This is a genomic window from Aeromonas sp. FDAARGOS 1417 (assembly GCF_019046985.1).
Lineage (GTDB): Bacteria > Pseudomonadota > Gammaproteobacteria > Enterobacterales > Aeromonadaceae > Aeromonas > Aeromonas veronii.
Window position 1 is genome coordinate 1184241 of sequence record NZ_CP077221.1, and the last position, 12258, is coordinate 1196498.

The window sequence follows — 12258 nt, forward strand, 5'->3', positions numbered from 1 at the left end:
CAGCACACAATTGCAAGCATGGGATATTGAAAATGTGATCCCTTCCGCTGTCGGCCACATCGGGTTGGTAAAATTACTACATTCGCCCATCGTCGCCGAGCGCACCATTGAGCCCGCCAATGGCGATATATTTAACCAACAAAATCAAACTACACAGAATAAACACTCCATAACTGCGAGCGAATCCCCCTAACCCGACATTTTGTTATGCGAATGTAACCATGAAGACAAACCTGACCTGCGATTGACCTCGCCAGAAAATCCCATTAGTTTGGAGATTCGCCACGTCAGGCAGACGGAACCACAAGAGCCAATCGCAATTTATGCAGTCAGGTGATGACTGTGCGATACAAGGCCGAGCAAGGGAGAAATGCAATGTCACTATATGATCCAAAGCTGGAGAGGGATAACTGTGGCTTCGGCCTGTTGGCCCACATGGAAGGGGAAGCCAGCCACAAGCTTGTCCGTCTCGCGATGTCAGCATTGGCTCGCATGCAGCACCGCGGCGGGATCTCCGCCGATGGCAAGACCGGCGATGGTTGCGGTCTGCTGCTGCAAAAACCGGACAGCTTCTTCAGAGCTGTCGCCGAGGAGAAGGGATGGCACCTTGGCCGCAACTATGCGGTCGGCATGCTGTTTCTCAACCCTGACCCCGTATTGGCCCAGCAGACCCGCGACATCATCGACGAAGAGCTGGAAAAAGAGACCCTGAGTCTGGTCGGCTGGCGCAAGGTGCCCGTCGATACCAACGTACTCGGTACCATCGCCAAAGCCTCCCTGCCCAGCATTGAACAGGTCTTTGTCAACGCCCCGCCCGGCTGGGTCGACAAGGATCTCGAACGCCGTCTCTATATCGTGCGCCGCCGCATCGAAAAGCGCGTCAACGACGACTACTTCTATGTGGTCAGCCTCTCCAACCTGGTCACCGTCTATAAAGGGCTGTGCATGCCGGTGGACTTGCCGCGCTTCTATCTGGATCTCGCCGACATCCGTATGCAGGCGGCCATCTGCGTCTTCCACCAGCGTTTCTCCACCAACACCAGCCCGCGCTGGCCGCTGGCCCAGCCGTTCCGCTATCTGGCCCACAACGGCGAGATCAACACCATCGCCGGCAACCGCCAGTGGGCCAAGGCACGCAGTTACAAGTTTGCGACGCCGCTCATTCCCGATTTGCAGGAAGCGGCTCCCTTCGTCAACACCACGGGGTCGGATTCCTCCAGTCTCGACAACATGCTGGATCTCTTCCTCGCCGGTGGCATGGACCTGTTCCGCGCCATGCGCCTGTTGATCCCGCCAGCATGGCAAAAACATCCGAACATGGATGACGACCTGCGCGCCTTCTACGACTTCAACTCCATGCACATGGAGCCGTGGGACGGCCCCGCCGGTATCGTCATGACCGACGGCCGCTACGCCACCTGCGCACTAGATCGCAACGGCCTGCGTCCGGCCCGCTACGTCATCACCAAGGACAAGTTCATCACCCTCGCCTCCGAAGTTGGCACCTGGGACTACACCCCGGACGAAGTGCTGGAGAAGGGCCGGGTCGGCCCGGGCGAGCTGTTCGTGGTGGATACCAGCAACGGCAAGGTGTGGACCAGCTTCGAGATCGATGACGATCTCAAGACCCGCCACACCTACAAACAGTGGATGGACAAACATTGCCGCCGACTGGTCCCCTTCGAGCAGATGGACGACAGCCAGACCGGTAGCCGCGAGTTCTCCGATGACCAGCTGAAAACCTATCAGAAGTTGTTTGGCTACTCCTTCGAGGAGCTGGATCAGATCATCCGGGTTCTCGGTGAAAATGGTCAGGAAGCGGTGGGCTCCATGGGGGATGATACCCCGATGGCGGTGCTCTCCTCCGGCCCGCGTACCCTCTATGACTACTTCCGCCAGATGTTTGCCCAGGTGACCAACCCGCCCATCGATCCGCTGCGGGAAAACCACGTGATGTCACTGGCCACCTGTATCGGTCGCGAGCAGAACGTCTTCAACGAGACCTTCGGCCACGCCCACCGGGTGCTGTTCCAGTCACCGATCCTGCTCTACTCCGATTTCCACCAGCTGCTGGCACTGGAGGGAGAGTACTACCGGCACAAGGTGATCAGCCTCAACTTCAAGCCCGAAGAGGGGCTGGAAGCGGCCATCGTGCGCATCTGCGAGGAGGCAAAAACCGCCGCAAAGAGTGGCACCGTGCTGCTGGTGCTGTCTGATCGCGATATCAGCGCCGACACCCTGCCGATCCCGGCCGCCATGGCGGTGGGTGCGGTGCAGCGTACTCTGGTGGACAACAACCTGCGCTGCGACGCCAACATTCTGGTGGAGACTGCAAGCTGCCGCGATCCGCACCACTTCTCGGTGCTGCTGGGCTTTGGCGCGACCGCCATCTACCCCTATCTCGCCTACGAAACCCTGGCCAAACAGGTTGAAGAGAGCGTGCTCACCATGTCCCTGCGCCAGGCCATGGTCAACTACCGCAACGGCATCAACAAGGGGCTCTACAAGGTGATGTCCAAGATGGGCATCAGCACGGTCGCCAGCTACCGCTGCTCCCAACTGTTCGAAGCGGTGGGTCTTGCCAAAGCCGTGGTCGATACCTGCTTCCGCGGCGTATCGAGCCGTATTCAGGGTGCCGATTTTGCCGATATCCAGCAGGATCAGCACAATCTGGCCCGTCAGGCCTGGCTGGTGCGCAAGCCCCTCCCCCATGGCGGCCTGCTCAAGTTCGTCCACGGCGGCGAGTACCACACCTACAACCCGGACGTGGTACAGACCCTGCAAACCGCGGTGCGCTCCGGCAACTATGCCGATTACAAAGAGTACGCCCGCCTGGTGAACGAGCGCCCGGTTGCCACCCTGCGCGATCTGCTTGCCCTGAAGAAGGTCGACAATCCGGTCGCGCTGGATCAGGTTGAGCCAGCCGACAAGCTGTTCCCCCGCTTCGACTCCGCCGCCATGTCCATCGGCGCCCTCGGCCCTGAGGCCCACGAGGCGCTGGCTGTTGCCATGAACCGCCTCGGCGGTCAAAGCAACTCCGGCGAAGGCGGCGAAGATCCCAAGCGCTTCGGTACCGAGAAAAACTCCCGCATCAAGCAGGTGGCTTCCGGCCGATTCGGTGTCACCCCCCACTACCTGATGAACGCCGATGTAGTGCAGATCAAGGTGGCGCAGGGTGCCAAGCCCGGCGAAGGTGGCCAACTGCCCGGTGACAAGGTCACCGCCCAGATCGCCCAGCTGCGTTATTCCGTGCCCGGCGTGACCCTGATCTCGCCGCCGCCGCACCACGACATCTACTCCATCGAGGATCTGGCCCAGCTCATCTTCGACATCAAGCAGATCAACCCGAGCTGTCTGGTGTCGGTGAAACTGGTCTCCGAGCCTGGCGTCGGCACCATCGCCTGCGGCGTGGCCAAGGCCTATGCCGACTTCATCACCATCTCCGGTTATGACGGCGGCACTGGCGCGAGCCCCCTTACCTCGGTCAAATATGCCGGCTCCCCGTGGGAACTGGGTCTGGCTGAAACCCAGCAGGCGCTGGTCGCCAACGGTCTGCGCCACAAGGTGCGGCTGCAGGTGGATGGTGGTCTCAAGACCGGTCTCGACATCATCAAGGCGGCCATCCTCGGCGCCGAGAGCTTCGGTTTTGGCACAGGCCCCATGGTGGCACTCGGTTGCAAATACCTGCGTATTTGCCACCTGAACAACTGCGCCACCGGCGTTGCCACTCAGGATGAGAAGCTGCGTCGCGAGCACTTCACCGGCCTGCCGGAGATGGTGATGAACTACTTCAAGTTCATCGCCGAGGAGACCCGCGAGCTGATGGCCCAGCTTGGCGTCACCCAGCTGACCGACCTGATTGGCCGCACCGATCTGCTGGAAGCCCTGCCCGGCCTCACCGCCCGTCAGGCCAAGCTGGATCTCTCCGGTATTCTGGCCCGTCCGGTGGCACCGGCAGGTTCCAGCCTGTTCAGCCAGCAGCACAACCCAACCTTCGACAAGGGGCCGCTCAACCTGAAAATGGTGGAGGATCTGCTGGAGGCGGTGGAAACCTCAAGCGGCGGCGAGTTCCGCTACGAAATTCGCAACACCGACCGCTCGGTGGGTGCGCGTCTGTCCGGCGAAATCGTCAAACGGCACGGCAACCAGGGGATGGCGGCCGATCCGGTCAAGGTGCACTTCAACGGCACCGCAGGCCAGAGCTTCGGCGTCTGGAACGCGGGTGGCCTTGAGATGATCCTCACCGGTGACGCCAACGACTATGTGGGCAAGGGGATGACCGGCGGCAAGCTGGTGATCAAGCCCCATGTCGGCGTGGCGTTCAAGTCCCATGAAGCTGCCATCATCGGCAACACCTGCCTCTACGGTGCCACCGGCGGCAAACTCTACGCCGCAGGCACTGCCGGCGAGCGTTTCGCGGTGCGCAATTCCGGCGCCCTGGCGGTAGTCGAGGGAATTGGCGACAACGGTTGTGAATACATGACCGGCGGCATCGTCACCGTGCTCGGTCAGACCGGCGTCAACTTCGCGGCAGGCATGACCGGCGGCTTTGCCTACGTGCTCGACGAGTGCGGCAACTTCGCCAAGCGCACCAACCCCGAGCTGGTGGAACTGCTGGACGTGGCGGATCTCGCCATCCATCAGGAGCACCTGCGCGGCATCATCACGGCGCACCTCAATGAGACCGGCAGCTCGCGCGCCGAGGAGATCCTGGCCAACTTCGACTCCTATGTGCCCAAGTTCAGGCTGATCAAACCCAAGTCCAGCGACGTGAAATCGCTGCTGGGTCACACCAGCCGTTCCAGTGCAGAACTCAGAATCCAGGCGCAATAAGGAGGGAACCCTATGAGCCAGAACGTATTTCAGTTTATCGATGTCCAGCGGGTTGACCCGCCCAAGAAGCCGCTCAAGATCCGCAAAATCCAGTTTGTGGAGATCTACGAGTCCTTCAATCAGCCGCAGGTACAGATGCAGGCGGATCGCTGCCTCGAGTGCGGCAACCCCTACTGCGAGTGGAAGTGTCCGGTTCACAACTACATCCCCAACTGGCTGAAACTGGCCAAAGAGGGGCGCATTCTGGAGGCGGTGGAGCTCTCCCACCAGACCAACAGCCTGCCGGAAGTGTGCGGTCGGGTCTGCCCGCAGGATCGTCTGTGCGAGGGCTCCTGCACCCTCAACGATCGCTTCGGCGCGGTGACCATCGGCAACATCGAAAAATACATCACCGACAAGGCGTTCGAGATGGGCTGGAAGCCCGATCTCTCGAACGTGGTCAAGACCGGCAAGCGGGTCGCCGTCATCGGCGCCGGCCCAGCGGGTCTCGCCTGTGCCGATGTGCTGGCACGCAACGGCGTCACCCCGGTGGTGTTTGACAAGTATCCGGAGATCGGTGGCCTGCTCACTTTCGGTATCCCCTCCTTCAAGCTGGAAAAAGAGGTGATGCAGCGTCGCCGCGAGATCTTCCAGGGGATGGGCGTGGAGTTTCGTCTCGAGACCGAGGTGGGCAAGGACATCACCTTCGCCGACCTGCTCGGCGAGTTCGATGCGGTCTTCCTCGGGGTCGGTACCTACAAGTACATGAAGGGCGGCTTTGCCAACGAAGAGGCGCCGGGAGTCTATGACGCCCTGCCCTACCTCATCGCCAACGCCAACCGCTTGCTGGGGTTCGAGAAGGCGCAAGCCGACTACATCGACTTCGCCGGCAAGCAGGTGGTGGTGCTGGGCGGCGGCGATACCGCCATGGACTGTGTACGTACCGCCATCCGTCAGGGGGCTGACAAGGTGATCTGCGCCTATCGCCGCGACGAGGAGAACATGCCGGGCTCCAAGCGGGAGGTGAAAAACGCCCGCGAAGAGGGGGTTGAATTCATGTTCAACCTGCAGCCGGTGGCGGTCGAGCTGGATGCCAACGGCCGCACCGTCGGCATCAAGGTGGTGAGCACCGAGCTGGGTGAACCCGATGCCAATGGCCGCCGCAATCCGGTGGTCATCGAGGGCTCCGAGCAGGTGTTGGCCGCCGATGCGGTAGTGATGGCGTTTGGCTTCCAGCCTAACCCCCAGCCCTGGATGGCGGAGTTCGGCATCGAGCTCGACAACCGGGATCGCATCAAGGCCCGCGAGCAGGCGGAATATGCCTTCCAGACCAGCAATCCCAAGGTGTTCGCCGGTGGCGACGCGGTACGCGGCTCCGATCTGGTGGTGACCGCCATCTACGAAGGGCGCAAAGCGGCCGAAGGGATCATGGACTATCTGGCGGTCTGATCCGACCTACCAAGCCCCTGATGCACTTTCACATTCAGCCCCGCCAATGCGGGGCTGATTTTTTGCAGCTATCCACCTCCTACAAACGCACCACCAGCCACTCCCCCTTGCCGACCGGCACCAGCGAGGTGGCAAAGGCCGGATCCTGCGCGACCTCGTTCATCCACTCCACCATCTCGCTGCGATGGGAGATGGCGTTATCAACCACCAGCAGGCCACGGGGTGCCAGCAGGCGGCGGATCTGCGGCCACCATGCCCGGTAGTGCTGACGATCCGAATCGAGGAAGATGAGCTGATAGCCGGCTTGCGGCAAGGTCGATAACAGCTCACTCGCATCCCCTGCCAGCAAGGTTACCCAGGGGGCCAACCCTGACCTCTGAAAGTTGTCATGGGCCAGCACACGCTTATCCTCATCCAGCTCAATGGTGGTAACGTGCCCCTCCAGCCGACGCACAGCTTCTGCCAGCCAGAGTGTGGAGTAACCATTGGAGGTGCCAATCTCCAGCACCGCCTGCGCCCCACGGGTCTGCACCAGCACTGACAGCAACTCCCCCGTGTCGCGGGTGATATTGAGCAGCTTGCGGTGGCGGGCCTGCTGCATGCTGTCATTGCGCTCGCCAAGCTGCTCCAGCTGGCGTTTTAACTGTTCCAGTTCCATCGATATCCCTTTCGTCCTTGCCCAAAACCATTAGCCACGCATCTAAGCTTGGCATTTGGGAGTCAAATGATTGCTTTCAACCGCCATTCACACCACAAAGGATGAGAAAAGGACAACCATTTGAGGCAGAATTTGTGACGTCTATCTGTTACACTTCGCGCCCGCCATTTTCCGGCTCACTCTCTGACTTGATGTCAGGCGCAGCCGTCGGTGGTTACAACCTCCGTCTCGCTCATGCCGAGCTAACCAAGCCAAACACAGCCCAGCTGGAACACAGGAACCCATTATGAGATTTGAATCGTTCGATTTTGCCCCCGAGATTTTGCGTGCTGTCTCAGATTGCGGTTATCAGGAGATGACCCCTGTGCAGCAGCAAGCGATCCCGGCCATTCGCCGTGGCCGCGATGTGCTGGCCAGCGCCCAGACCGGTACCGGCAAGACCGCCGCCTTCGCCCTGCCCATCTTGCAGCGTCTGGTAGACAATCCGGCGCCGGTCCAGCCTTCCAACGCCCGAGTGCTGATCCTGACCCCGACCCGCGAGTTGGCGGCTCAGGTGGCGAGCAACATCAATGACTTCGCCAAGTATCTCGATATCACCACCATCACCATCGTCGGCGGTGGCAAGCAGGACGTGCAGGCCAAGAAGCTCAAAGCGGGCGCTCACATCATTGTGGCCACCCCGGGCCGTCTGCTGGAGCACCTCACCGCCTGCAACCTCAGCCTCTCCGGCGTCGAGTGTCTGGTGATGGATGAAGCGGATCGCATCCTCGACATGGGCTTCAGTGCCGATGTGCAGAAGATCCTGCAAGCGGTCAACAAGACCCGTCAAAACCTGCTCTTCTCCGCCACCTTCTCCGACGCGGTGAAGAAGCTGGCCAACCTGATGCTGGACAGACCGCAGATCGTCAGCGTCAACAAGCAGAACTCCACCGCCGACACCGTCAGCCACACCGTCTATCCGGTCGAGCAGAAGCGCAAGCGTGAGCTGCTCTCCGAGCTGATTGGCAAGCAGAACTGGCAGCAGGTGCTGGTGTTCGCCAGTACCCGCGAGAGCTGTGATGTGCTGGTCGAGGAGCTGAACCTCGACGGCATCAAGTCCGCCGTTGTCCATGGCGAGAAGGCCCAGGGCAACCGTCGCCGCGCCCTGCGCGAATTCATGGAAGGCAAGGTACGGGTACTGGTCGCCACCGAAGTGGCCGCCCGTGGTCTGGACATTCCGGATCTGGAATACGTGGTCAACTATGATCTGCCGTTCCTGGCGGAAGATTACGTGCACCGCATCGGCCGTACCGGTCGTGCCGGCAAGCGCGGCATGGCCATCTCCTTCGTCAGCCGTGAAGAGGAGCGCACCCTGCTGGAGATCGAGGCCCTGATCGGCCAGAAGATCCGTCGCATCATGGTGCCGGGCTATGAGGTGAGCAGCCGTGACGAGCTGATCAAACAGCTGCAAGAGCGTCGTCGCTTCGGCAAGCGCCCGCAGCGTGAAGATAACGCCGTAGCCCAGGTGATGGCCGAAGCCAAGCTGCAGGGTCAGCGCCTCAAGCGTCTGGCCGCCGCCAAGAAGCCCCGTCAGCCGAAATAAGGCGGGCAGTTGCTCTATTGAACCGCAAAGGCGCCACTGGCGCCTTTGCTATCTCTGTCATCGGTGTTGACCTGTGGTGGTCAACTCAAGGATTGCTTATGACCTCTCCGACCTACAATCAGGCCCTGCTCGAGATGGCCACCCAGAGCCTGGCCGAACTGGCCCGCACCGCCGAACAAAAGGCGGGCAAGCGCACTCCAGCCCAAGAGAGCCACTTTCTCTGCACCTGGATGGCCGACTCCCTCAAGGAGAAGCGCTTCTCCCGTCTGGTGATGGAAGATTTGAAAGCTTGGGTGCAGCTTGGCCGCACTCTGGGTGCGGGCGCCGATCTCAAGGGATTGCTGGAGCGCATCGCCTTCCAATACCAGTGCGCCATGACCAATCCGCAGCAATTGGGAGCCAAGCTGGCTGCCCTGCTGGAGGAGCTCTCAGCGGCAGGCTGGCTGGTGCTGACCGAGAGCGAAGTGAACGCCAAGCTGCGCCTGCAATCGGGCGGTCAGCCGAGTCTGGTGGTAAGCCATAGCGAATATGAAGGCCATATCGAGGACGGTGAGCTTGTCAAACCCCTCACCCTCTATGTGCGCGGTGACGAGAAGGTGCTGGCCGAGGCGGCCTTCAAGCACGGCCTGCTGCTGAGCCAGGGCAACAAGAAGACCACCCTGATCAAACACCACAAGGCCTACCGGCTGATGCCGGACAACGCCCAACCGGCGCTGGCACTGCTGAGCGAGGCCCGCCAGAGCGCCTGATCCCGCCGGTTTTCAACAATAAAAACGGCAGACCCTTGTGCAGGATCTGCCGTTTTTTATTGTTCGATGTTTGATGATGAGGTTGGGTAGTCGTTTAGCGGATCTTGATGCCAATCTGACCCGCGTCACACCACTCGAACATCACCTCCTCGCTCTTGCCGCAGCAACTGCCACCACAGACCCGGCTTTCACGCTTGATGACCCGCCCCTTGCGCATCCAGACGCCGAGCATGGCCTCCACCGCATCTTCCGAGGTGTGGAAGTGGCGAGCCAGATCACGCCGGCTCACCTTCTGCTGCGCAGCGAGGTAATCCCCCAGCTCGCGCAGGATCATAAGGTCACCACCTTGCGGGCGACGATGTCACCGTGACGGCGACCGGCCCACCAGAGCAGTACCAGAGAGAGGCCGTAGCTGACGATCCAGAACAGGCTCTGCTCCGGGTGAGCGGCAAAGGTCGCGACCTGATAGAAGAGGGTCGCGCACATAAAGGCCATATAGTTGCACCATACCGCCGTCATTAGCGCCCACTGACGACCGGTTTCCCGCACCAGCGCGCCCATGGCGGCGGCGCAAGGCATGTAGAGCAGCACGAACAATAGGTAGGCAAAGGCACCGGCCGCCCCGTCGAAGTGGGTCTGCATGTTGCCGTAGGTGGAGACATCGACCTCCTGCGCCTCGGCGGCAGCTTTCTGGTCGTCAAGGTTGCCAACATCAAGCCCCATGGGGTCGCTCGGGTTGATCTCCGCCAGATTGGCCGCCACGGCATCGATCGCTTCGTGGAAACTGGCCACCAGCGAGAACTCGCTCTCCTCCTCTTCACCACCACCACCGGCGTAGAGGCTGTTGAGGGTACCGACCACTGCCTCTTTGGCGAAGATACCGGTGACGATACCGACCGTGGCCTGCCAGTTGTCATCGCGTACACCTATGGGGTGCAGCACCGGGGTCACCGCCTGGCTGATTTTGCTCAGGACCGAGCTCTCCTGCTCCTGATGGCCAAAGCTGCCATCGGTACCCAGGGAGTTAAGCACGCTCAGCACGGCGACCACCAGTACGATGGTTTTACCGGCGCCAAAGACGAAGGATTTGAGCTTCTGCCAGGTCTTGATGGCAACGTTGACCGGACGCGGCCACTCGTAATCCGGCATCTCCATCAGCATGGAGTCGCTCTTGCCCGGCAGCAGGGTGCTGCGCAGCAACAGGCCGGTGAGCACCGCCACCAGAATGCCGATGAGGTAGAGACCGAACACCAGGTTCTGGCCAGACTCGGGGAAGAAAGCAACCGCAAACAGGGCGTAAACCGGCAGACGGGCACCGCACGACATGAAAGGGGCCATGGCGGAGGTCATCAGCCGCTCCCGCTCGGAGTTGAGGGTACGGGTCGCCATCACTGAGGGGACGGTACAGCCAAAGCCCATCAGCATCGGCACGAACGCCTTGCCCGGCAGGCCGAGGCGGCGCATCAGGGCATCCACCACGAAGGCGGCACGGGCCAGATAGCCTGAACTCTCCAGCACCGCGAGGAACAGATAGAGGCAGCCAATCACCGGAATAAAGGTGGCGACGGTCTGCAAGCCGACCCCGAAGCCATCAGCCAGAATGGCGCCCAGCCACTCGGGGGCATTGACCAGTCCCAGCAGGTGGTGCACCCCATCGACAAACAGGGCGCCGCCCATGATGTCGAAGAAATCGATAAAGGCGCTGCCGACGTTGATGGCAAACAGGAACATCAGGTACATGACAAACAGGAAGAAGGGGATGCCAATCCAGCGATTGAGCAGCACCCGATCCAGCCACTCGCTCTGGGCCTCGGTGAGCTTGCCCTTCTGCTGACGAGCCTGTTGTACCCACTGGTGGATATGGCCGTAGCGAATATCCGCCAGTTGCAGGTCGATATCCTGTCCCTGATGGGCGCGAGCCACTACATTGGCGGCGGCCGCCTGCTGACCGGGCAGCAGGGTCTCCTGCATCACCGCATCCTCTTCCAGCAGGCGCAGGGCGCGGCCACGGGTAGTGAGGTGATGCGGGGCGAGCAGGGTCTCCAGCTCCGCCAGATCGGTTTCAAGCACGTGGCCGTAATCGAGCTGCAAGGCGGCTTGCGGCTGACCGATAAACTGGCGGATCTGCTGCTTGAAGGCGGCAACCTGCTTGCTGTTGTGGGCAGAGAGGGCCACCACCGGGCAGCCGAGGGATTTGCCGAGCTTGCTCTCGTCGATGACGATGCGGCGCTTTTGCAGGATATCCAGCTTGTTGAGCACCACCACCATGGGCAGGCCCAGTTCGCGCAGTTGCAGCGTGAGGTAGAGGGAGCGCTCCAGATTGGCGGCGTCGATGACGTTGAGCAGCAGGTCGGGTTGTTGGCCCTGGGCAAAGCGGCTGGCGATCTGCTCGTCCAGACTGCCATCCTGACTGGCCAGGCTATAGATGCCGGGCAGATCCATCAGCTTGAAGTGATGCTCACCCGCGCTGAACTCACCCATCTTCTTGTCGACGGTGACACCACTCCAGTTGCCTACCTGCTGGCGGGCGCCGGTCAGGGCGTTGAACAGGGAGGTCTTGCCGCTATTGGGGTTACCTACCGTTACCAGGGAATAATTCATACCAGCTCTACCTCTATTTTCTTCTGAACCCGCCGCGTGCGTGTGGCAAGCCGCTTTGCAGGTTCGACTTCTTGTCTCTGAACCGCTCCCGGTGACGTTTCTTGACCGGAGCGGTAGCCGAGCAGGGGGTTATACCGGCTCGACTTCTATTTGCTGGGCCAGACTCTTTTGCATGGAGAGACAGATCCCCTGGCACTGGATCTGGAGCGGGTCCCCCAAGGGGGCGGAGCGCAGATAGATGACTTCAGTCTGGGGCAACAGGCCCATCACCATCAGTTTGCGGCGCAGCGGCCGGGCGAGCTGATTCATATTCTTGATGCGAGCACTCTGTCCCGGTGACAACTGCGTGAGTACCATGACTGACTCCTGAAGTTAAACAATAATAATTCGCTTTTACTTGGGGCATT

8 protein-coding genes are annotated in these 12258 nt (G+C 60.9%); 4 read left to right on the forward strand and 4 right to left on the reverse strand.

Annotation, left to right across the window (positions count from 1 at the left end; translation table 11 throughout):
• Positions 1–375: 375 nt before the first annotated feature.
• Both gltB and I6L47_RS05180 read left to right on the forward strand, forming a co-directional pair.
• Complete coding sequence (gene gltB, locus I6L47_RS05175) at positions 376–4833, forward strand: glutamate synthase large subunit (protein ID WP_216948821.1); 4458 nt, start codon at positions 376–378, stop codon at positions 4831–4833.
• 12 nt (positions 4834–4845) lie between these two features.
• Positions 4846–6261 carry an FAD-dependent oxidoreductase gene (locus I6L47_RS05180; RefSeq protein ID WP_042056188.1) on the forward strand — a complete coding sequence of 472 codons (1416 nt, stop codon included), beginning with the start codon at positions 4846–4848 and terminating at the stop codon, positions 6259–6261.
• A 79-nt stretch (positions 6262–6340) separates the two neighbouring features.
• Here I6L47_RS05180 and I6L47_RS05185 read toward each other — a convergent pair whose 3' ends face one another.
• Positions 6341–6919, reverse strand: coding sequence for an O-methyltransferase (locus I6L47_RS05185; RefSeq protein WP_216948822.1), 579 nt, complete (start codon positions 6917–6919; stop codon positions 6341–6343).
• A 286-nt stretch (positions 6920–7205) separates the two neighbouring features.
• Here I6L47_RS05185 and I6L47_RS05190 point away from each other — a divergent pair, with 286 nt between their 5' ends.
• Both I6L47_RS05190 and I6L47_RS05195 read left to right on the forward strand, forming a co-directional pair.
• A complete protein-coding gene (locus I6L47_RS05190; protein ID WP_005337380.1) occupies positions 7206–8501 on the forward strand; it encodes a DEAD/DEAH box helicase in 1296 nt (431 codons plus the stop codon).
• A 98-nt stretch (positions 8502–8599) separates the two neighbouring features.
• Positions 8600–9250, forward strand: coding sequence for a DUF2913 family protein (locus tag I6L47_RS05195; protein WP_216948823.1), 651 nt, complete (start codon positions 8600–8602; stop codon positions 9248–9250).
• 94 nt (positions 9251–9344) lie between these two features.
• Here the strand turns inward: I6L47_RS05195 and I6L47_RS05200 are convergent, their stop codons facing one another.
• From I6L47_RS05200 to I6L47_RS05210, 3 genes are all read right to left on the reverse strand, one after another.
• Positions 9345–9584: a FeoC-like transcriptional regulator gene (locus I6L47_RS05200; protein ID WP_005350974.1), complete on the reverse strand. Its 240-nt coding sequence runs from the start codon at positions 9582–9584 to the stop codon at positions 9345–9347.
• Positions 9581–11851 (reverse strand): Fe(2+) transporter permease subunit FeoB, encoded by a 2271-nt coding sequence (feoB, locus tag I6L47_RS05205; protein ID WP_216948824.1) that lies wholly within the window; start codon positions 11849–11851, stop codon positions 9581–9583. Before feoB ends, I6L47_RS05200 begins: the two co-directional genes overlap by 4 nt.
• A 129-nt stretch (positions 11852–11980) precedes the next feature.
• The gene (locus tag I6L47_RS05210) at positions 11981–12208 is read right to left on the reverse strand and encodes a FeoA family protein (RefSeq protein ID WP_005337384.1); all 228 of its coding nucleotides are present in this window, start codon (positions 12206–12208) and stop codon (positions 11981–11983) included.
• Between the last annotated feature and the right edge of the window lie 50 nt (positions 12209–12258).